The organism is Myxococcus sp. CA033 (genome assembly GCF_013336625.1).
Lineage (GTDB): Bacteria > Myxococcota > Myxococcia > Myxococcales > Myxococcaceae > Myxococcus > Myxococcus llanfairpwllgwyngyllgogerychwyrndrobwllllantysiliogogogochensis.
In genome coordinates this window covers 184,069-205,557 of the sequence record NZ_JABUMU010000019.1, presented here as the reverse complement: position 1 = coordinate 205,557, position 21,489 = coordinate 184,069, and the positions used below count along the sequence as shown (strand labels likewise).

At 68.0% G+C, this 21,489-nt stretch carries 13 protein-coding genes; all 13 read left to right on the top strand.

Features of this window, described 5'->3' with window-relative positions; translation table 11 throughout:
- Positions 1-35 precede the first annotated feature (35 nt).
- The 13 genes from HUA78_RS33310 (at position 36) to HUA78_RS33250 (ending at position 21,485) form a co-directional block, all read left to right on the top strand.
- Entirely contained in the window at positions 36-488 is a 453-nt protein-coding gene (locus tag HUA78_RS33310; protein WP_141644330.1) for a phage tail protein, read from the top strand.
- Between the two features lie 14 nt (positions 489-502).
- Positions 503-1,033 carry a phage tail protein gene (locus tag HUA78_RS33305; RefSeq protein ID WP_174477981.1) on the top strand — a complete coding sequence of 177 codons (531 nt, stop codon included), beginning with the start codon at positions 503-505 and terminating at the stop codon, positions 1,031-1,033.
- Between the two features lie 10 nt (positions 1,034-1,043).
- Positions 1,044-1,235, top strand: a complete 192-nt coding sequence (locus HUA78_RS33300) for a DUF5908 family protein (protein ID WP_141644328.1) — start codon at positions 1,044-1,046, stop codon at positions 1,233-1,235.
- 2 nt (positions 1,236-1,237) lie between these two features.
- Complete coding sequence (locus tag HUA78_RS33295; protein WP_174457739.1) at positions 1,238-1,939, top strand: LysM peptidoglycan-binding domain-containing protein; 702 nt, start codon at positions 1,238-1,240, stop codon at positions 1,937-1,939.
- Positions 1,936-3,735 carry a type VI secretion system tip protein VgrG gene (vgrG, locus tag HUA78_RS33290; RefSeq protein WP_174477980.1) on the top strand — a complete coding sequence of 600 codons (1,800 nt, stop codon included), beginning with the start codon at positions 1,936-1,938 and terminating at the stop codon, positions 3,733-3,735. Before HUA78_RS33295 ends, vgrG begins: the two co-directional genes overlap by 4 nt.
- 25 nt (positions 3,736-3,760) lie before the next feature.
- Positions 3,761-4,063, top strand: a complete 303-nt coding sequence (locus tag HUA78_RS33285; RefSeq protein WP_141644325.1) for a PAAR domain-containing protein — start codon at positions 3,761-3,763, stop codon at positions 4,061-4,063.
- A 6-nt stretch (positions 4,064-4,069) separates the two neighbouring features.
- The gene (locus tag HUA78_RS33280; RefSeq protein ID WP_141644324.1) at positions 4,070-4,495 is read left to right on the top strand and encodes a GPW/gp25 family protein; all 426 of its coding nucleotides are present in this window, start codon (positions 4,070-4,072) and stop codon (positions 4,493-4,495) included.
- Between the two features lie 3 nt (positions 4,496-4,498).
- Complete coding sequence (locus HUA78_RS33275; RefSeq protein ID WP_174477979.1) at positions 4,499-8,290, top strand: hypothetical protein; 3,792 nt, start codon at positions 4,499-4,501, stop codon at positions 8,288-8,290.
- Positions 8,291-8,307: 17 nt separating this feature from the next.
- Complete coding sequence (locus tag HUA78_RS33270) at positions 8,308-10,764, top strand: hypothetical protein (RefSeq protein ID WP_174477978.1); 2,457 nt, start codon at positions 8,308-8,310, stop codon at positions 10,762-10,764.
- Complete coding sequence (locus HUA78_RS33265; protein WP_174477977.1) at positions 10,761-16,304, top strand: contractile injection system tape measure protein; 5,544 nt, start codon at positions 10,761-10,763, stop codon at positions 16,302-16,304. The genes HUA78_RS33270 and HUA78_RS33265 overlap by 4 nt, the downstream gene beginning before the upstream one ends.
- A gap of 4 nt (positions 16,305-16,308) precedes the next feature.
- On the top strand, positions 16,309-17,676 hold the full coding sequence (locus HUA78_RS33260) for an ATP-binding protein (RefSeq protein ID WP_174464513.1): 1,368 nt from the start codon (positions 16,309-16,311) through the stop codon (positions 17,674-17,676).
- Positions 17,677-17,777: 101 nt separating this feature from the next.
- The gene (locus HUA78_RS33255; protein WP_141644319.1) at positions 17,778-19,385 is read left to right on the top strand and encodes a CocE/NonD family hydrolase; all 1,608 of its coding nucleotides are present in this window, start codon (positions 17,778-17,780) and stop codon (positions 19,383-19,385) included.
- A gap of 255 nt (positions 19,386-19,640) precedes the next feature.
- Entirely contained in the window at positions 19,641-21,485 is a 1,845-nt protein-coding gene (locus HUA78_RS33250) for an OmpA family protein (RefSeq protein WP_217442681.1), read from the top strand.
- The last annotated feature ends 4 nt before the right edge of the window (positions 21,486-21,489 follow it).

The following is a 21,489-nucleotide window of genomic DNA, read 5'->3' as shown; positions in this document are numbered from 1 at the left end:
GATTCCACCCTTCACGAATTCACCGAGGAGCCGCCATGGCAGGAGAAGTCCAAAACGATATCTGGCCGTTGCCGAAATTCTATTTCTCCGTCCAGTTGGGGGACGACACGTCCGTCAGCTTCCAGGAAGTGGATGGCCTGGAGACGGAGACGCAGGTCATCGAGTACCGGCACGGCAACAACCCCAGCTTCTTTCCCATCAAGATGCCGGGACTGGGCAAGGTCGGCAACGTGAAGATGCGCAAGGGCATCTTCATCAACGATGCCCGCTTCTGGGATTGGTACAACGAAATCAAGATGAACACGATTGCCCGGCGGACGGTCATCATCAGTCTGCTGGATGAGCAGGGCGCACCGAAGATGACGTGGACGCTGAACAACGCGTGGCCCACGAAGCTCTCCGGCACGGACCTCAAGTCGGAAGGCAACGAGGTCGCCGTGGAGTCGCTCGAGGTCGCCTTCGAAACGCTCGTCGTCGCCGCGCCGTAATCACAGCCATCGCCATGTCCGAACCCTACTATCCGCCAGGCGCGTTCTACTTCAGCGTCTCCGTCCTCGGCTCCGCGACCCTGCTCGCGGCGGCGAGCGATTTGGACGCCTCCTTCCAGGAGATTTCCGGCATCGAGGCCCGCTGGGACACGGAGGACGTCACCGAGGGGGGCGAGAATCGCTTCACGCACAAGCTGCCCAAGGCCGCGAAGTACTCCAACCTGGTGCTCAAGCGGGGCGTGGTGACGCGGGACTCGTTCCTGGCGGAGTGGTTCGGACAGAGCGTGGGCTCGGGGCTGTCATTGCCGCTCCTGCCACAGAACATCCTCGTGCTGCTGCTCAACGAGGATGGCCTGCCGCTGGTGGCGTGGGGCTTCATCAACGCCTGGCCGCTGCGCTGGGAGGTGTCCCCGATGAGCTCCCAGGAGAACCGCATCCTCACGGAGTCGCTGGAGCTGTCCTACAACTACTTCGAGCGCGTGAATCTGGGCAGCCCGGCCTCTGTCGCCGTCAAGCTGGCCCAGCTCACGTCCCGGCTGATGTGAGGCGCGCGCCATGGCCCTGGAAGTCAACGAGGTCGGCATCCAGATGAGCGTGCGGGGCGGCTCCGGCGAGGCGATTCCGGAGACGCCCAGCACGCCCGTGGGCGACTGCGGCTGCGACGACGAGAAGCAGGCGCACCAGAAGCTGGTGGAGGACTGCGTGCGCCGCGTCCTCCAGGTCTTGAAGGCGCGACAGGAGCGGTAGCGATGGGGTTCTCCGGCAGCCTCGAGAAGATGAACGTCATCGCCTACCAGAAGTCCGACTTCACGTCGGAGGTCGGCAGCTACACCGTGTACATCAACCCGGCGTCGTACTCGCAGACCTACTGCGTCAAGTACAACGACAACCAGACCCAGGGCAGCCCCGGTGGCTCGCCGGACTTCAACCGGATTCCCGCGGACACGGTGGAGCTGGAGCTGGTGTTCGACGGCACCGGAGTCGTCCCCAGTCCGCTGCCAGGACTGATGCCCTTCACCGACGACGGCATCGCCGAGCAGGTGTCCAAGTTCAAGAACCTGGTCTTCACCTACAACGGGAACATCCACAGCCCCAACTACCTGAAGCTGTCCTGGGGCACGTTCCTGTTCAAGTGCCGGTTGTCCAAGCTGAGCATGACGTACACGCTGTTCAAGCCGGACGGCACGCCGCTGCGCGCGCGGGCCAAGGGGACCTTCCTTGGCTACAACGACGAGGTGGAGCTGGCGCTCAAGGCGCGGATGAACTCGCCGGACCTGACGCACGTGCGCACGGTGCAGGCGGGAGACACGCTGCCGTTGATGTGCTTCCGCATCTACGGCTCCAGCACGCTGTATCTGGAGGTGGCGAAGGTCAACGGGCTGTCGGACTTCCGGCGGCTCACCGTGGGCTCGCAGCTGATGTTCCCGCCGCTGCAGGGGAGCCAGGCATGACCACGCCCTATCCGGAGAAGAACGAAGGAGCGCTGGCGACGTTCACCATCGAGTCGAACGGTGAGGTCATCCCCAAGACGTACCAGGTCCTCAGCGTGGACACGTGGCTGGGCGTCAACAAGCTGCCGCGCGCGAAGCTGGTGCTGTTCGACGGCAGCGCGTCCACGGGCCTGTTCCCCATCAGCAGTCAGGACATCTTCATCCCCGGGGCCAAGGTGGTCATCTCCGCCGGCTACGACGGAGTGAACACGCGCATCTTCAAGGGCATCGTGTCCAGCCAGGGCCTGGAGATTGACCAGTCCTCCGGCTCCAAGCTCGTGGTGGAGCTGACCGACGAGGCGATGAAGATGACGCTGGAGCGCAAGAGCGGCTTCTTCGAGAAGGTGAAGGACAGCGCGCTCATCCAGACGCTGCTGTCGCGCAACGGGCTGGCCAGCGACGTGACGGCCACGACGGGCGTGCACGAGGAAATCGTCCAGTACTACGCCACCGACTGGGATTTGATGGTGACGCGGGCGCAGCTCAACGGCCTGGTCGTCATGGCGGACGGCGGCGAGGTGACGGTGGCCCCGCCCAACACCTCCCAGACTCCCGTGCTGAACCTCACCTATGGCCGCTCCATCCTGGACCTCCAGGTGGAGATGGATGCCACCACCCAGCTCGACGCGTCCTCCATCAAGGGCTACACCTGGGACGCGGGCGCGCAGAAGCTCATCGAGTCCGGACCGCGCAGTGTCTCCGTGAAGGAGCAGGGCAACGTCACCTCCGCGGACCTGGCGAAGGTGTTCGGCGCGAAGAAGTTCGCGCTCCAGACGGGCGCGGAGCTGGAGTCCGCGGACCTCCAGGACTGGGCCTCCGCGGAGCTGCTCCTGTCGAAGCTGGCGAAGATTCGCGGCTCGGTGCGCTTCCACGGCAGCGCGCTGGCGCAGGTGGGCAAGATGCTGGAGCTGGGGGGCGTGGGGCCGCGCTTCAACGGCGTCGCCTTCATCAGCGCCGTGCACCACCACATCGAGGACGGGCGCTGGATGACGGCGGCGGACTTCGGCCTGTCGCCGCGCTGGTTCACCGTGGAGAACCCCGACATCGCGGCGCCGGACGCGGCCGGACAGCTCCCGCCGATAAAAGGGCTGCAGACAGGCGTGGTGCAGCAGGTGGCCAAGGACCCCGGCGGCGAGCTGCGCGTGCAGGTGGGCCTGCCGCTGCTCCAGGAGCCGAGCAAGGGCGTGTGGGCGCGGCTGGCGACATTCTATGCGTCCAGCGGCGTGGGGGCGCTGTTCTATCCGGAGGTCGGCGACGAGGTGGTGGTGGGCTTCATGAACGAGGACCCGCGCCACGCCGTCATCCTCGGCTCCGTGTACAGCAAGCAGCACGCGCCGGCGTCCGCGCCCGACGAGAAGAACACGCGCAAGGCGGTCGTCACGCGCTCCAAACTGGAACTGTCGTTCGATGACGAGAAGAAGGTCATCGTCATCAAGACGCCCGGCAATCACATCGTGAAGCTGGACGACTCGTCCGGTGCCATCTCCATTCAAGACAGCAACGGCAACACCGTGTCCCTGTCCAAGGGCGGCATCGCCTTGGACAGCGGCAAGGACGTGAAAATCACCGCGAAGGGAAACGTCGCGGTGAAGGCGGGCGCCAACCTGACGCTGGAAGCCACGGGCAACGTCTCCGTGAGCGGCAAGCAGGTGGCGAACAAGGCGTCCGTGAGCTTCTCCGCCAGCGGCAATACCCAGACCGAGGTGAAGTCCGGTGGAATCCTCACCGTCCGCGGCTCGCTGGTGAAAATCAATTGAGCGCTGTCCCCGAAAGGTGCGCCCCATGCCTCCCGCCGCCCGCGTCACGGACTTCCATCAGTGCCCGATGACAACCCCCGTGGGCCCCGTGCAGGTGCCTCACGTCGGAGGCCCCATCGCCGGCCCCGGCGCGCCCACGGTGCTGATTGGCGGGCTGCCCGCCGCGAAGGTCGGCGACATCGCCATCTGCGTGGGGCCACCGGACGCCGTCATGAAGGGTTCCACGACGGTGAAGGTGATGGGCCTTCCCGCCGCGCGGCTCGGGGACAAGACGGCCCACGGCGGCACCATCCTCGTGGGGTTTCCCACGGTGATGATTGGAGGCTGAGGCGCCATGGAGACCAAGGCCCCCTCGTTCCTCGGTACCGGGTGGAGCTTCCCGCCCACCTTCTCCCGGCGCTCCGGCGGCGTGCTCATGGTCAGCGATGACCAGGACATCCGCGAGAGCCTCTGGGTGCTCCTGTCCACCTCGCTGGGGGAGCGCGTCATGCTCCCGAACTACGGCTGCGAGCTGCGGCAGATGGTCTTCCGCAGCATCAACACCACGCTGACGCGGCAGATTCAGGACTACGTCCAGCAGGCCATCCTCTACTGGGAGCCGCGCATCGCGGTGGACGCGGTGACGGTGCAGCGGGATGCGACGGCGGATGGATTGTTGACCATCACCGTCTCGTACATCGTCACGCAGACGAACACGCGCAGCAACCTCGTCTACCCCTTCTATCTCCAGGAGGGCAGCATCCCGGTGCAGGGGCCCTAGCCCATGGCCCCGCCCGACACGAAGGTCGCCATCAACGATGCGCCCAGCCAGATGGGACGCTGGCTGCGGGCCCTGGAAGCGGGGTATGCGCCGGTGGACGGGCGCACGCGCTCGGAGCTGCTCGACTTCGCGCCCCGCTTCGGCGCGCTCATCTACTTCTATGACCTGAAGAACACGCGAGACGGAGACTGGTCGGAGTTCTTCCTCGCGGACCCGGTGATGGTGCTCGCCTCCATCGACGCGCTGGATGCGAGCGCGGTGGAGGACCGCTTCCTCATCACCGCGCGGGAGGTGGACTCGGCGCGCAGCTTCGAGCGGGCCTTCACCACGCTGTCGGACGCCTTCCAGCTCATCCTCGGACTGGCCCGGCGCTTCGACCTCTGGTTGCGAGGCACGGGCCTGGGCGCGCAGGGCGAGCTGTCGCGGCTGCTCGGACAAGGCCTGGTCAGCGCCGTGGAGGGCCCGCTGTCCGCGGCGCTGCGCGCGCTGGTGAGCGCGGCGAAGGGCGCGGGGCTGCCCCAGGCGCTCGGGCGGCAGGTGCGGCTGGACACGGCCGGCATGCTGCCCATCTGGGGGCTGGAGGAGCTCGCCTCGGACGGCGCCAGCTACAAGGGCGCCACGAAGGAAGCGCGGGCTCGCGCGGCGGCGGCGAAGCTGGAGCCGTTGCTCGACCCGTTCCTCGATGCGCTGTCCCGACTCCAGGGCCTCACGGCCACCCTGCTGCCCGCGGCGCTCGCGACGGGAAATCATCCGCCGCACCTGGCGCTCTATCTGTCCTTCGTGCAGCTCTTCCGCACCGCGCAGGACACCGTCAACACGGTGTCGGGCCGGTACGCCGGCTTCTATCACCGCGACGTCCTGCGCCTGAGCCACCGCGCCGCGCTCCCCGACAGCGCATACCTCACGTTCACCCTGGCCGAGGACGAGGAGGTGCGCGAAGCGCTCGTCCCTCGGGGCACCCTCTTTCCCGCGGGCAAGCGTCCGGATGGGCAGGACATCCTCTTCGCCTCGGACACCTCGGTGGGCGTCACGCCCGCCACCGTCGCCCAGCGACTGGCGCTGCGCGTGCTGCGCGGGCCCCTGCTGCCGACGTCGCCACTCGCCAGCGAGGAGGACGCGCTCACCGTCGTCCAGCAGGTGCTCACGTCGCGGATGCCGCTGGAGCCGGAGCAGACCGACGCGGAGTCGACCTCCGACGAGCGGCTCCCCGGCTGGGCCACCTTCGGCGCGGGGAGCACGGGCGTGACGTCCACCACCGTCACCGTGCCCGCGACGCTCGGCTTCGCGCTCGCCTCTCGCTATCTGTTGCTGACGGGCGGCAGTCGCGTGGTGACGCTGGAGGTCCCCCTCGGTCCGGCCTCCGCGAGGCGACTGAGCACGCTGCTGACGGCGCTCGCCTCGGCGACGGGCCTGGACGCGCAGAGCGTGCTCCTCCAGGTGCTGCGCGAGTCCTTCACGCTCCAGGTCTCCACCGCCGAGGGCTGGCTGACGGTGGAACGCTACGAGGCCATCCTCCCGCCACCTCACCCGGTGGACGGGACGCAGCCATTGGTGCGCGGCTTTGGCCTCTGGTTCGAGCTGACGCCCTCCGCGCCCGCCGTGGTGCCCAATGGCGCCGCCCCCGCCGCGGACCTGCCCATGCTCCGGGCGCTCCTGAAGTCCGAGCCCGTCACGTTGAGGTCCGGCGTCGAAGTGCACCCCGTATCGCTGCTGGACACCGTGGACTTCTCCACGCTGGAGCTGCACGTCCGGGTCTCCGACTTGTCGGGCCTGAGCGTGGAGAATACTCAGGGCGAAGTGGACCCGAGCACGCCCTGGCCGCTGTTCGGCGCGTCACCCGTCGTCGGGTCCTACGTGCGAATCCGGCACACCGAACTCTTCGTCAAGCGGCCCGACACCCTGCGCCTCTCCCTGGACTGGTTCAACCTGCCCTCCGACTCGGATGGGTTTCACGGCTACTACCGTGACTATGTGGTGGGACCGGACGGCAAGACCTCGACCGACCTCTTCGACAACCAGAGCTTCCTCGCGGACCTGCGCGTGCTCCAGCCGGGCTCCTGGACGCTGCAACCGCTCGCATCGCCGCTCTCGCCCGTGTCCCCACAGGGAGGCGTGGAGCCGTGGGACGCGGTGCGCGGCTACCTCTTCCGGACGAAGGAGGACTGCGCCAATCCCACGCCCGCCGCGCTGGGCGAGCTGTGCCAGGACACGCAGCTGGAGCAGTTCGACATCAGCCCCAGCGCGCCGCCCGACTACTACGACCCCGCCACCAGCGCGCTGGAGCTGCGGCTGGCCGCGCCGTCCTATGCCTTCGGTGATTCGCTCTACACCGTCAACGTGCTCAGCGCGGTGCTGGGCGAGATTCCGGACCCGCTCGGCTGTCGCGCGAAGTGCCGGGGGAAGTGCGCGGGCAAGACGGGCAAGGAGTATCTGGAGTGCATCGAGAAGTGCCTCACCGAGTGCATGCAGCCTCCGAAGGACCTGAAGTATCCCAATCCTCCCTGGCAGCCCCAGCTCCAGAAGCTGAGCGTCCACTACTCGGCCCGCTGCACGTTGGACGACGCGCGCTTCTTCCACCTGCTGCCATTCGAGGGATTCCAGCAGGTGTCGTCCGACACGCGGCGTCCCATGTCGCTGCTGCCGCGTTTCAAGGCGCCCGCCAACCTGTACCTGGGCTTCACGGGGCTGGACACGGCGCAGACGCTCACGCTGCTGTTCCAGTTGAGCGGCACCTTCACCGGCACAGGTGAGCCGCCCGTCGTGCGGTGGGACTTGCTCACGGCGGCGGGCTGGAAAGCACTCGCGCCGTCACAGGTCCTCTTCGATTCGACCGGAGGTTTCCAGGGCACGGGCATCCTCGCGCTGAGCCTTCCTGCCTTCAGCTCGCAGGGCAGCCACCTGATGCCGGCGGGGGAGGAGGCGGCGATTCAGTGGATGCGGGCCTCCGTGGCGGACGACGCGGAGTTGTTTCCTCGCACGCTCGACATCACGCCGCACGCCCTGCTGTCCACGCGGCAGGAGCCCGGCGTGGACGTGGACACGCCCGTGCCGGCCGGGAGCATCACCCTCTCCGTGCAGGAGCTGCCTGACATCGGGAGCATCTCCCAGCCGATGCCGTCCTTCGGCGGTCGCCCGCCCGAGACGCCTCGCACCTTCGAGGCCCGCGCCTCCGAGCGGCTGCGCCACAAGGAGCGCGCCGTGCTCGCGTGGGATTACGAGCGCCTGGTGCTGGAGCGATTCCCGTCCATCTGGAAGGTGAAGGCCCTGCCCGCCCATACGCCGCGCCAGTCCGGTGTGCCCGGCGCGGTGCTCGTCGTCGTGGTGCCCGGACGCGATGGGACGACGTCGGCGGACCCCACCGTGCCCCAGGTCACCTCGGACATGCTGGAGCGCATCGAGGGCTATCTCCAGGAGCGCACAAGCCCCTTCGCCCAGGTTCGCGTCGTCAACCCCATCTACGTACACGTCACCGTGAAGGCCCTGTTGGACTTCCGCGTGGGTGAGGACGTCGGTGCGAGCATCGACCGGTTGGACCGCGAGCTCGTGGAGTATCTGTCGCCGTGGTTCTACGACGCGTCCCGCGCCACGCGGCAGGGACGGTACGGCTCCGAGGCGGACATCTCGGAGTTCATCCAGACGCGGCCCTATGTCGCGGCGCTGCTGTCGCTGGAGCTCGGGCACACGCCTCCGCCCGAGACGCTGGAGTCCGACTGGTACTTCCTCACCTCCGCCACGCGGCACGAGCTGCAAGCCGCCGGTGCGCCCACCGCCGAGCCGTTGGCCGAGGGCTACTGAGCCTCCTGGAGTCCTTCATGACAGAGCCCGTCACCGTCAGCGCCGAGCCGCCCGCGAACGTGGGCATGAACTACGTGGCCCTCAAGGAAGAAGGCACCACGCTCGTCCAGGAGCTCTCCGGGAAAATCTGGACGGACTACAACGAGCACGACCCGGGCGTCACCACGCTGGAGCAGCTCTGCTACGCGCTCACGGAGCTGTCCTATCGGGCTTCGTTCCCCCTCGCGGACATGCTGCTGGACCCGGTGACGGGCCTCATCGAGCCGGAGCGACAGGGGCTCTTCCCCGCGCTCGACATCCTTCCGTGCAACCCGCTGACGGAGCGCGACTATCGCAAGCTCCTCATCGACCGGGTGCCCGCCGTCGGCAACGTCTGGCTCACGCCCGCCACGTCCGACGCGGTGCAGGGACTCTATGACGTCGCCATCTACGCGCCGGGCCGGGACGACTGCGCCACCGATGAGCGCTCACCCGATTCCATCATCAGCGCCGTTCGTCGCGTCTACAACCGACACCGGGGACTGTGCGAGGACCTCCGGACAGTCACCCTGCTGGAGCACGTGGAGGCCACCGTCTCCGCCGAGGCGAGCATCGACGAGAGCCGCACGCCCGAGGTCATCCTCGCCGGCCTGTTCTTCCGCATCGGGAACTTCCTCGCGCCGGAGCCTCGTCGCGAATCGTTGAAGTCGCTGCTCGACGCGGGCCGCACGCCTGACGAAATCTTCGAGGGGCCGCTGCTCCGCTACGGCTTCATCGCCGACCCGGAGCTCCAGCCCCAGGCGACGTCCATCGCCATCCAGGACCTGACCCGGGCGATGGTCCAGACGCCAGGCGTCACCAGCGTCCGCAACGTGAGCCTGCGCGCGGACGAGAAGGTGACGGTGGGCCCGGACGGCTCGCTTCCCGTGGCACCGAACCAGGTGCTCATCGTGGACGCGGGTGTGGACGCGAAGCGGGGCGGCTTCTCCATCCGCCTGTTCCGCAACGGCGTCGAGGTGAAGCCCCAACCCGCGCGCGTGCGCCGCGAGCTGGACCGCCTGTGGGCCGAGCAGCGCCGAACCTACCCCCTGGCGCCCCAGTACGAGGAGTACCTCGCCATGCCGAAAGGTCAGCGCCAGGACTTCCGCGGCTACACCTCCATCCAGACGCAGTACCCGATGGTCTACGGCATCGGCCCGGCGGGACTCTCCGAGGGCGCTCCCCTGGCGCGACAGGGACAGGCGCGGCAGTTCAAGGGCTACCTGCTCGTCTTCGAGCAGCTCCTCACCGACTTCTTCGCGCAGCTCGCTCACGTCCGGGACTTGTTCTCGAGCGACACGGAGCTGAGACAGACGTACTTCTCCCAGTCACTCGCGGACTCGGTTCCCGACGTGGAGCCGCTGCTCAAGCGGGAAGTCCCTGGCGAAGGCACGCCGGGCTATGCGCTCGGCCTCGAGGAGCTGGTCGCAAGCCAGGACCCCGTCATCGAGCGACGCAATCGGTTCCTCGACGTGCTGCTCGCGCTCTGCGGGGAGGAGCTCGACGACGACTCGGTGGCGAACGTGGCCTGGGAAGGACGCCCGGCGGCGGTGCAGGCGGAGCGTTTGATGGAAGCGAAGCTCGCGCTGCTCCAGCGCCTGGTCCAGAGCACGCATGGACGCGGACGTGGCATCGACGCCCTGGAGCGGCCGGGCCCCGGAAATGTCGCGGGCATGGCCATCAAGAGCCGCATCCAGCTTGGAATGAATGAGGCGGATGCACGGCCGCTCATCGACACGCTGGACGAGCACGGACTCGACCTCTCCGATTCGGGAGGGCCCGCGCCCGAGGGTCGCGCGCTCGCACGGTATGCGGACACCATCGAGGAGCGCTTTGCTCCCGTCCTGTCCCTGCCCGCTCCCGAGAGTCCGGTGCCCTCACCGCTGCGTGCCCAGGCCGTGAGCGGCGCGTTCCTGGGAGCGGCGAGCTCGCTGGAGAACTTCCGCGTGGGGACGTTGCCCGGGGAGTCCTCCGTGGCGCTGGTGTGCCAGGCGCCCTCCGAGACCGGATGGCACCTGGCGGGGAAGTTCCCGGACACCGGGAGCGCGGTGGCCCGTGCCCATGCGCTGGCCGAACAGGTGGGCTCGCTCAATCGCCAACGCTCGCAGCTCTACATCGTGGAGCATGTGCTGCTGCGGTCCGCTCGCCGTGACGGGGAGGACGCGTTCGCCTACAGCTTCACGGTGACGGCCGTCGTCTCCACGGCGACCCAACAGTGGCGCAACCCGGAGTTCCAGTCCTTCGCACGCGAGGTCATCCGGAGCAACGCGCCCGCGTTGGTGGTGGCGGACTGTCTGTTCCTCGGCCCGGCGCGCATGGCCGGCTTCGAGCGGCTCTATTGGGCATGGAGGAACGCGCTCCGCCAGGAGGACTCGGCGGGGCTGGCCACGGCATCGGCGCGGTTGAGGGACTTCCTGGAAGCGGCGACCCGTGAGTCCGAGGCGGCTCCCGCATGACGGGCTCGCGGCACCACATCCGGAAGCAGACGTTGCGCGTGGAGCTGGAGTCGGAGGCCCAGGCGCTCGTGCTTCAGCCTCGGCTGAGCGACTTCAATCGCAAGCGCCTGCTGGCCATCATCGAGCAGGTTTTCGACTCGGTGGATGTCCCGGGCCTGCACCTGCGCATCGACCGGTTGGATGTGGACCTGGGAACGGTGCCGCTCGACAACTTCGAGCAGGTGGTGGAGGAGCGGCTCACCGCGCGACTTCGCGAGGTCGTGGAGCAGGCCGTGCATGCTCGGCGCGTGGCTCCGGCCGAGGGAGAGCAGCCTCGGACCGAGGCGGAGGTGCGGCTGGAGCTGCTGGAGCATTACCTGTTGCACGGCACGCTGCCGTACTGGGCGCCCCGGGGCGCGGGGTTCTCGTTCGGTGCGCTCTTCGCGGAGGTGGCGCGGAGCGACCCCGAGGCCCTGGTGATCCTGGTGGGCAGGCACGCCTCGATGGGGCGGGTGATTGACAGACTGGTGCTCCAGTTGGACCAGCGCTCCCTGGAGCGACTCATCACGCTCCTGGAGCCGAAGCACGCGGCGCTCCTCATCGACTACATCATCAGCCTCCAGGCGCTCCATCGTGTCGAGCCCGTGTTGCCCTTGAGTGAGCGTGGCTTGTCGCGGCTGCTGTGGTCGCTGACGCTGACGTATCTGGTGAAGGAAGCGGGGTCGCAGTTCAACCGCAAGAGCGCGCTGAAGCAGCTCCTGGAGGGTGTCGCCGAGAGCCAGGGCCTGGAGTATCCGGAGCTGCTCACCACGCTGGGCATCGGACTGGACCAGGTGCGCAAGCGGCACCCGGTGCTGGCCTCGCTGTCCTTCGTCATCGGGGAGCTGGTGCGTGAGCTGCCTCCGCCCGTGAAGGACGTCGTGGAGGTGGCGGAGCACGACGTGGTGGAGGAGCTGACGGTGCCGGAGACGGCGTCGGCTCGCTACGAGCTGACGGAGGCGCTTCGCTACTACCTTCAGCATGGGGTGTTGCCGTGGGGAACGCTCGTGCGCATGCCGGAGCTGACCGCAGAGCGTGTCGTGGCGACGCTTCCGGAGCTGCCTCGCTCGCTTCAGCGACGGGCGCTTGCGTGGGAACAGCCGGGAGGTTCTCTGACGCGGCTGGTGCGCGCGGTGCGGAGGATTCCGGAGGAGATACTGGCGAAGCTGCTCGTGCGACTGATGCCGCGCTCGGGGGATGAAGGGAGTCCCCTGCGTTCGGCGTTGCCGGTGTTCGTGGCTCGGGCGGAGGACAAGCCGCTGTTCTTCGCGCGGTTGATATCGGCGCTCCTCGATGGGAGGCCGGTGGACCTGGAGGAGCTTGCGGCGCCTCGTGCGGGGGCGTTCGCGGAGACACGGAGCGCCCCCGAGTCGGACCTCTCTCGCTGGGAGGCACATGCGCTCAAGTCGGCGCTGGTGAGTCGACTCCGCTTCGGGACTCGGACGGGACCGACGGTGGCGGAGTTGCTGGCAGCGCTCCTGGCGTCGTTTCCGGAGGACACTCGACACTTCCTGCTCGCGTTGCGCGATGTGGAGGCGCTGCGGACGGAGCTGGTCGAGCAGAGCGAGCCAGAGCTGCTCGAACGGGCGATGGACCTGTTGCGGCCCCGCGAGTCGGGAACGATGAGTGCGCTCCTGCACGCGCTGAATGCATTGCCGGAGAGAGTCCTTCCACGCGGCAGGGAGGGGGTGCGACAGGAAGTGTTTCACGAGCTGTTGCTGTTGGGTGAGACCGCTCCGCTGTCACAGGGGTCATTCAGTCGGTTGCTGACGAGGCTGTTCGGGTCGGTGCTGCCTGACGAGGTTCATGGCTTCCTGCTCCGGACCGCTGTTGCCTGGGAGGCAGCGGGGCAACTTCCCGCGAAACAGGTTCAGGCGTTCCGCCGGGCGATTGAAGAACTCGGTCCACGAACGCCGGGTGCTGTGAAGGCGTCGCAACCCGATGACGTGGACGCGGCTCCTGCCGGGGACGTGCGTCGAGTGGTTGAACGCACTGCATCCGTGTCACGTGAGCGTGTTTCCACCGAGGCGCTGTCCGAGACCGCCAGGGATGAGCAGCGGCCAGACACGGGCGTGGTTCGCGCTCGTCAGGAGACGACGGGTGATGACTCGGCCGATGAGGTGACTTCGCCCGAGGTCCAACGGGGCTCACGAGGACCGGGAAGAGAGACTGACTCCACGCGGTCGACGACAGTGGGCAGCGAGGGTCGCTCAGCGCCGCGACCCACGTTCGACGAGGATGAGCCGCTGGCGTTCTCCGCTGGAGGCGCCCGGCATGCGCGAGCGACTGACGTCGATGAGCCACTCCTGCCGATTGAGGAGGAGAACGTCGCTCAAGCAGAGGGGGCTCTAGAGGGCACTCTTCGTGGGCGTACATCTGGGTTGGCAGCGTCAGCCCCCGAGACAGGGGGAGTCGACAGGTCATCGCCGGGCAGGCTCATCTCCGAGACAGGAGATGAGGTCCAAGCTGATTCATCGCCCGCGAGCCTGGGAACTGCCCAACGCGTCGAAGAGAGAGGTGAGTCCGCGCCTCCAGTGAGGGCGGGTAAAAACCCGGCTCCGTTTTCAACCGCGAGCCTTGGGTCTCCACGGCATGTGGACGCGGTGGCTGCGCCGTCGACCGTGGACCTCAAGCCGCCGTCCACGCATGAAGCGGAGGCGGAGCACATTGCTCCACGGCACACGTATGAGGTGGCTGAGCCACCGACCAAGGGCCTCAAGCCTCCGCGCGCACATGAGGCAACTACGGCTTCGCCGACGACTTCCGCTGTACTTGTCGAGTCGGAACCTGCGAGTCGAGAGCCTCCACCAACGAACGAATCAACAGCAACGGTCACTCCACCGGAGCAGGCGAAGGCGGCTCCTGTCGATCCGTTGCTCGCGCACCTCGGGCATCCGCGAGTGCTCGCAGCAGATTCGGTGCTCGTTCCTCTGTCGGAGGGTGCAACCCGAACCGAGTTCCCACCTACGAGACTCGAGGGTTCACCAGCGCCCGAGGCAACCTCCACGCTCCTGTCCCCAATAGCGGGCGCATTTCCTTACGAGCTACCCGCCACGACTCTCGGGCACCCACGCACAACCGAGGCCGACTCAGTCGCCCCGCTCCCAACGGAATCAGACACAGGCACTGCCCAGCCACCATCCGCGAGTCTCGGACGTCCACGTGACTCTGAGGTCGCTTCAGCGTCCACCATTCCGAAGGCAGCTGACGCAGGAATGGCCCAGCCGCCACCTACGAGTCTCCATCCATCGCGCGAAGCTGTCCCGAGCCGCACGAGCACACAGCCGGATACTCGCACCGATGGCTTCATCCCGGCTCCATCCCAAGGCGCGGAGCACCGTCACTCCGTTGAGGATGCGCGCAGTCAGCGACCGGCGACACCAGATGCAGCCAACGCCAGAATACTGCGTGAAGGCTCCAGCTCTATATCCGATGCACCCATCCCGAGTTCGCTGACCCCCACTGCCTCACCCGAAGCCGGTGCATCTCAACGTTTCGCCCCGCCCTCCAGCCGCATAGCGGACGCGGCGAACGCCAGCGCACCGCGTGAAGGCTCCGGCCTCATACCGGATGAGACCAGCGCACCGCGTGACGGCTCCAGCCGCAGACTGGACTCGACCAACACCAGCGCACCGCGTGACGACTCCAGCGGCAGACTGGACGCGACCAACACCAGCTCACCGCGTGACGACTCCAGCGGCAGACTGGACGCGACCAACACCAGCTCACCGCGTGACGATGCCAGCCGCAGACTGGGCGCGACCAACACCAACTCACCGCGCGAAACCTCCAGCCTCATACCGGATGCGACCAACACCAGTGCACCGCGTGACAGCTCCAGCCGCAGACTGGACGCGGCCGGCTCCAGTGCACCGCGTGAAGGTTCCGGGCTCATATCGGATGCGACTACCGCCAGCGCTCCGCGCGAAGCCTCCAGCCTCATACCCGATGCGACCACCGCCAGCGCTCCGCGCGAAAGCTCCAGCCGCAGACTGGATGCGACCGGCGCCAGCGCACCGCGCGAAGACTCCAGCCTCACATCAGACACCCCCCTCCCGATATCGCGGTCCTCCGCTGCATCACACGAAGCCGGCGTACCTCAACGTTCTCCCTCGCCTCTTACGCGTGAGCCACCATCGGAGTCCTCCTCCGCGCCGGGCCGCGAATCCCTCACCGCCCCGCACGACACCTCGCGCACACAGGACGGCAACTCAGCGCCCGAACCACTTGACCGCCGCGACAGCCCGAACCCCGACGAGGTGGCGCCGCTCGACGCCAAAGCACATCCTCGTCCCTCGCGGCCCACGAACCTCCAGGGTCACGACGCACGCGAGGCCCTCTTCTCGTTCCTGCTCGCGGAGAGCGCGGACCGTTACGCGGGGCTCTCGGACGATGCCCTGCTGCGCCTGCTCCAGTCCCTCCTCGATGAATCGCCGGAAGTGCTTCACGGCTTCGTCCGACGACACGCCCACCGGAAGCGGCTTCAGGAACACTGGGCCCGCAACCTGCCGGACTCCGTCCTCTCACGCTTCAGCGCCATACTCGCACCGCACGTCCACGCGGCGCTCCTCTCCGCCACCGAGGTACTCGTCGCCGCCTGGCAGGAAGTCGCCCCACCCGGCACTCCCGCGCTGACGGAGCGGTCCGCCTTCTGGCGCTTCGTCCTGGAGTTGCTCGGCGAACGGCCCGGCGGAAGCCTCACCCTGGAACAACTCGTCTCCGCCTTCTTCGAGCACTTCTCCGCGCGCCTCCACACCGCCCAGCCCGGCCATCGCGACCCACGCAACACCGCCGAGCGACTGCTGGAGCGCGCCATCGAGCTGGCTCAACACGAAGCCGTCCCGCGCCTCGCCGCCTTGCTCCGTCAGCGACGAGACGCCCTCGTCACCACGTGGACCACCACCACCCGCCCCGACTCGCGTCGCTCCAATACCTCTCGCTCGCGGCCCGCGAATCCCTCGAAGGACTCTCGTCGGACAGCCTTCCGACTCAGCGAGGAGAAACACGGCGGCACACCCATCTACATCGACAACGCCGGACTCGTCCTCGTCAGCCCCTTCATCCCTCACCTCTTCCGGGAGCTGGGCCTGTCACGCGTCGACGACGCGGGGAAGACCCACCTGGACCCGGAGCCCGCCACGCGCGCGGTACACCTGCTCCAGTACCTCGTCGACGGCCGCACCTCCGCGCCCGAGCCTCTCCTCGTCCTCAACAAGATTTTCTGCGGCCTCTCCGTCCCCACCCCCGTCCCCAGCGGAATCGACCTGACCGAGCGCGAGCAGTCTCTCTGTGACCGACTCCTCAAGGCACTCATCGCCAACTGGACCACCATCGCCAACACCTCCGTCGCCGGCCTGCGAGAGACCTTCCTCCAACGCGAGGGACGACTGGAGCAGCTCGACGACCGCTGGAAGCTCCAGGTGCAACGCAAGACGCTCGACGTGCTCGTCGACCAGGTCCCCTGGAGCATCTCCATCCTCACCCATCCGTGGATGCCTCAGCCCCTCTATGTCTCCTGGTAGCGACATGGACGCCCCCTCTCTCGATGCGAACGCCGCGTGCATCCGCGCCGAGGTCGCCTGGTTCAGCCAACTGCTGGACCTCCGCCTCAAGCAGCACGCCGGAGACGCTCCACACGAGTCCCTTCAGGACGCCCTCTCACCCCCGCGCCTGCCAGAGCTCTCCGCACCCTATGCGGATGTCGTCCGCGAGTTGGAGCTCCCTCCTCCGGAGCGACTGCTCCTCATCCTCGCGTACCTGCCTCACATCCAGCCCGCGGTCCTGGACCCGCTCTTCATCCGCAACCAGGCGCTGGACCGCCGCTTCACCGAGTTCGGCGGACTGGTGGGCAGCTCCCACGGCGGCTTCCTCCCCACGGGTGAGACCGCGTTGTTCCTCCTCGCGGGAGAAGACCTCTCGGCGCGGCTCTCCCATCACCGCCTCTTCCATCCCGAGCACCCACTCCTCGCGCGACGCGTGCTGCGCCTGGAGCGCCGTCACCCGGACGAGCCGCCCCTGTCCGCCGCCCTCCAGCTCACGCCGGAGTACCTGGAGCGCCTCACCACCGGAGGCACGTACCAACCTCCCTTCGGCCCCGAGTTCCCCGCCCAGCGCCTCACCACGCTCCAGACCTGGGACGACCTCGTGCTCGATGGCCCCTTGCGAGAGGAGCTGGAGGACATCATCACCTGGGCGCGCCACCAGCGGACGCTGATGGACACCTGGGGCCTGCGCAAACAGCTCAAGCCCGGCTACCGCAGCCTCTTCCACGGCCCACCCGGCACCGGCAAGACGCTCACCGCCACGCTCCTGGGCAAGGCCACGGGCCTGCCCGTCTTCCGAGTCGACCTCTCCAAGGTCGTGTCCAAGTACATCGGCGAGACGGAGAAGAACCTCGCCAGCCTCTTCGACCACGCCCAGCTCCAGCGCTGGATTCTCTTCTTCGACGAGGCCGACTCCCTCTTCGGCAAGCGCACCGAATCGCGCAACGCCAATGACCAGGCCGCAAACCAGCAGATCTCCTATCTGCTCCAGCGCATCGAGGACTTCCCAGGCATCGCCCTGCTCGCCAGCAACCAGCGCTCGCACTTCGACGAGGCCTTCGCGCGCCGCTTCCAGTCCATGATTCACTTCCCCATGCCCGGCCCGGCGCAGCGCCTGCGGCTCTGGGAGGCGTGCTTCCGCGACAAGCCCTTCCCCCTCGCGCCCGACGTGGACCTGCCCCGACTCGCGCGCGAGCACGAGCTGTCCGGTGGCGCCATCATCAACGTGCTCCGCCACGCCTGCCTCAAGGCCGTCGTCCGCACGCCCCAACAGATTCGCGCACAGGACCTCCTCCACGGCATCACCCGCGAACTCCACAAGGAAGGCCGCTACTCCCTCCCGGGACGATGAAACCTGCTTAACAAGTCATCCGCGACATATCTTGATTGACGAATCAATCTACCGTTACGGTGGACGCTCCCCCTCTAGCCAGCAGTCCCGTGAGGTGCTCCATGGCGCAGCGTCTTGCCCCCCGGTTGCTCCGACTGCCGTCCCTCCTCCTGGCGTTGCTCGTCCCCTTCGCCGGGGCCGCATCCGTTCCCAATCCCTCTCCTGTCGCGCGCGTGGTGCTCGCGGCGGTGCCGACCACGGGCTTCCAGTTCGTCGACATCCCGGTCGGCAATGGCGTGGTGCTGAAGGCCAACTTCATCGCGCCGACGACGCCCGGCCCCCATCCCGCCGTCGTCTTCATCGCGAGCTGGGGCCTCAATGATTTGGAGTACCTGGCCCAGGCCAAGGCGCTGGCGCAGAAGGGCTACGTGGCCCTGTCGTACACGCCCCGGGGCTTCTGGGCCTCTGGTGGTGGCATCGACACGGGCGGACCCGCGGACATCGCGGACACCTCGCGCGTCATCGACTGGCTGGTGGCGAATACGCCCACGAACAGCGCGCGCATCGGCCTGGCGGGTGTGTCGTACGGCGCCGGCATCTCCCTCATCGCCTCCGGCTTCGACCCGCGCGTGAAGGCCGTCGCCGCGCTCTCTGGTTGGACGGACCTGGTGGCCTCGCTGTACGGCGGGGACACGCGCAGGCCCCAGGCGGTGGCCCTGCTGGATATCGCCTCGCGCCTGTTGGGCCGTCCCAGCCCCGAGCTGCGCACCACCATCGACAACTACTTCGCCAACCGCGACATCGAGGGCATCAAGAGCTGGGGCCGCGTGCGCTCGGCCGCCACCTACGTGGACCGCATCAACGCGAACGCGCCCGCCATCCTCATCGCCAACGCGTATGGCGACAGCCTGTTTCCGCCCAACCAGCTCTCCGCGTTCTTCGGCCAGCTCACCGGCCCCAAGCGCCTGGAGCTCGCCCCCGGGGACCACGCCGTCGTCGAGGCCACGGGCCTGCTCGGCCTGGAGAACCATGTGTGGACCAGCGTGACGCGCTGGATGGACCAGTACGTGGCCGGCATCAACACCGGCATCGGCAACGAGGCCCCCGTGGTGCTGCGCACCTATGACGGCGACGTGGAGGGCTACACGTCCTGGGCCGACGTGTCCTCGGGCACCCAACGTCACGCGCTCGGCGCCATCCGCCTGCTCGATGGCACCGGCACGCTGGGCGGCTCGTCCACGAACCCATCCCGGACCATTTTTGGCGGCTTCGACACCCACGCCGACGCGGGCGTCGCGCTGCTCACCAACGGGCTCCAGGCGCTGACGGGGATTCCTCCCGTGGTCTGGCTGCCGGGCGTCAACCGCCTCAACGCGGGCGTCTGGACCTCCGGGCTCTCCACGAACGCTGTCGCCATTCGCGGCACGGCCACGCTGCGGCTGCGCATCACCCCGACGACGGCGTCGGGCACCGTGGTCGCCTACCTCTATGACCTGGCCGGCGACTTCGGAGGCCTCATCACCCACGTGCCCCTGAGCTGGACGGGCGCCACGCCCGGCGCGCCGCTCGACTTGAACCTGGTGTTCCCCGCCACGGCGTACGACGTCCCGGCCTGGCACCGGCTCGCGCTCGTCGTCGACACCGAGGACCCGCTCTACTTCGACGCCAACACCACCGGCGCCTCGCTGGCGTTCAGTGGCCCGTCCTGGCTGGACCTGCCACTGCGCTAGAAATGCGCCCCTCCCTCCCGGACTCTTTTCGAGGAGTTCGGGAGGGTCTGCTTCCACCCGCCTCTGGCTGACCTGACACGTCAACGGCACGCGCATTGGCGTCCGGACGTGCCCTGACACGTCAGCAGGGGCTCTCGTCCTCCTGCCTACCGCCCACGACGCCCTGGCCCGGGGCGTGCAAATGTGCACTCACACACATTTGGTGGCTGAAGGCCGCGCGCGCTCCCGGTGAGCAGCGCGGACGTGGAGGAACCCTTGAATTCAAGAAGTCGTCATCCCCTGCTCGGAGGACTGGCCGTTCTCTGGGCGTTTTCCGCTCAAGCACAGGCCCAGCGAATCCCAAGCATCGAGCTGGAGCGATTGCAGCTCAACCCGGGCGCGAAGGACAGCCTCGTGCTGTCCACCGGCGACCTGTTGCCGGACGGCACGTTCCGCATCGCCCTCACGGCGCATTACGAGAACGAGCCGTTGGTGCTGCTGCGCAACGACCAGCGGCAGGGCACCATCATCTCGGACCGCATGACGGTGCACTTCAGTGGCGCCTATGCGGTGACGGACTGGTTGGAAGTGGGCGCGCAGGTGCCCATCGTCGCGCAGTGGGGGCCGGACACGAGCACGCTCGGCTTCGACACGCCGGACACCAGCTCGTTGGGCACGCCCTGGCTGCAGGTGCGCGCGGGCCTGTTGTCCGAGTCGCGCGGTGGACCGCTGGACGTGGGCCTGCACCTGGGCGCGGCGCTGCCCCTGGGCAGTGAGGAAGTGCTCACGAAGGACGACGGCTTCGTCTTCACCCCGCGCCTGGGCCTGGGCAAGAAGCTGGGCGACACCTGGCGCGTGGGCGCCGACGTGGGCGCTCTGGTGCGGACCAAGACGTACGCCCTCTCCCCCGGCGCGGACCCGCTTCGCGACGAGATGGGCGTGGAGATGAACGGCGGTGTGAACCTCACCGCCCACCTGTTTGGCCTGCGCGAGGAGCTCGTCGTGCGTGGCACGCTGCCCTTCGCGGACGCGCCGGAGTCCCTGGAGGTGCTGCTGGGTCTGCGCGCGCCGACGAGCAACGGCACCGAGTTCTACGTCATGGGCGGCCCGGGCTTCGGCCAGACGCCCGGCACGCCGGAGTTCCGCGTGCTGGCGGGCGTCAACTTCGGCCCTGGCAACACGCCGGTGGCGTCATGTGTCGCGGGCCAGCCCCACGACGCGGCCCGCTGTCCCGACCTGGACGCGGATGGCGATGGCGTGAAGAACCTCGCGGACCGCTGCCCGACGGCGCCGGGCCTCGCCCAGCTCAACGGCTGCGCGGACGAGGACGACGACAAGGACGGCCTGCTCAACCTGGCGGACCGCTGCCCGGCGAAGGCGGAGAACGTCAACGGCTTCGAGGACTCCGACGGCTGCCCGGATGACCCGGACACGGACGGCGACGGCCTGGCCGACTCCAAGGATACCTGCCCGCGCGAGGCGGAGGACCTGGACGGCTTCGAGGACACCAACGGCTGCCCGGACCCGGACAACGACAAGGACGGCGTGGCCGACGCGCGCGACGCCTGCATGAACGAGGTGGGCCCGAAGGAGAACCGCGGCTGCCCGGACAAGGACCGCGACGGCGATGGCCTCGTGGACCGCCTGGACAACTGCCCCGACGAGCCGGGCACGGAGAAGAACCACGGCTGCAAGCAGAAGCAGCTGGCGCAGATTGGAGAGGGCCAGATTCGCATCCTCGAGGCCGTCTTCTTCGAGAACAACCAGGACGTCATCAGCGCGCGCAGCCACAAGCTGCTCGACGGCGTCGCGTCCATCCTCTCGTCGCACCCTGAAATCGAGAAGCTGCGCGTCGAGGGCCACACCGACAACACGGGCAAGGCCGACTACAACCTGGACCTGTCCCAGCGCCGCGCCGAGGCGGTGGTGAAGTATCTGGTGGGCAAGGGCCTCAGCCGCGAGCGGCTGGAGTCGCAGGGCTTCGGCCCCGCGAAGCCCATCGCCGAGAACACCACCAAGCCCGGCCGCGCCAAGAACCGCCGCGTGGAGTTCCGCATCGTCGGTGACGCCGAGGGCGTCGAGACGAAGCAGGGCGCTCCCACCGACACCATCGAGAAGTGAGGCA

Coding starts and splice junctions, on each gene's coding strand:
- HUA78_RS33295 (WP_174457739.1), top strand. CDS start 1,238: ATGGGGTTCTCCGGCAGCCTCGAGAAGATGAACGTCATCGCCTACCAG.
- HUA78_RS33270 (WP_174477978.1), top strand. CDS start 8,308: ATGACAGAGCCCGTCACCGTCAGCGCCGAGCCGCCCGCGAACGTGGGC.
- HUA78_RS33300 (WP_141644328.1), top strand. CDS start 1,044: ATGGCCCTGGAAGTCAACGAGGTCGGCATCCAGATGAGCGTGCGGGGC.
- HUA78_RS33285 (WP_141644325.1), top strand. CDS start 3,761: ATGCCTCCCGCCGCCCGCGTCACGGACTTCCATCAGTGCCCGATGACA.
- vgrG (WP_174477980.1), top strand. CDS start 1,936: ATGACCACGCCCTATCCGGAGAAGAACGAAGGAGCGCTGGCGACGTTC.
- HUA78_RS33260 (WP_174464513.1), top strand. CDS start 16,309: ATGGACGCCCCCTCTCTCGATGCGAACGCCGCGTGCATCCGCGCCGAG.
- HUA78_RS33305 (WP_174477981.1), top strand. CDS start 503: ATGTCCGAACCCTACTATCCGCCAGGCGCGTTCTACTTCAGCGTCTCC.
- HUA78_RS33255 (WP_141644319.1), top strand. CDS start 17,778: ATGGCGCAGCGTCTTGCCCCCCGGTTGCTCCGACTGCCGTCCCTCCTC.
- HUA78_RS33265 (WP_174477977.1), top strand. CDS start 10,761: ATGACGGGCTCGCGGCACCACATCCGGAAGCAGACGTTGCGCGTGGAG.
- HUA78_RS33310 (WP_141644330.1), top strand. CDS start 36: ATGGCAGGAGAAGTCCAAAACGATATCTGGCCGTTGCCGAAATTCTAT.
- HUA78_RS33280 (WP_141644324.1), top strand. CDS start 4,070: ATGGAGACCAAGGCCCCCTCGTTCCTCGGTACCGGGTGGAGCTTCCCG.
- HUA78_RS33275 (WP_174477979.1), top strand. CDS start 4,499: ATGGCCCCGCCCGACACGAAGGTCGCCATCAACGATGCGCCCAGCCAG.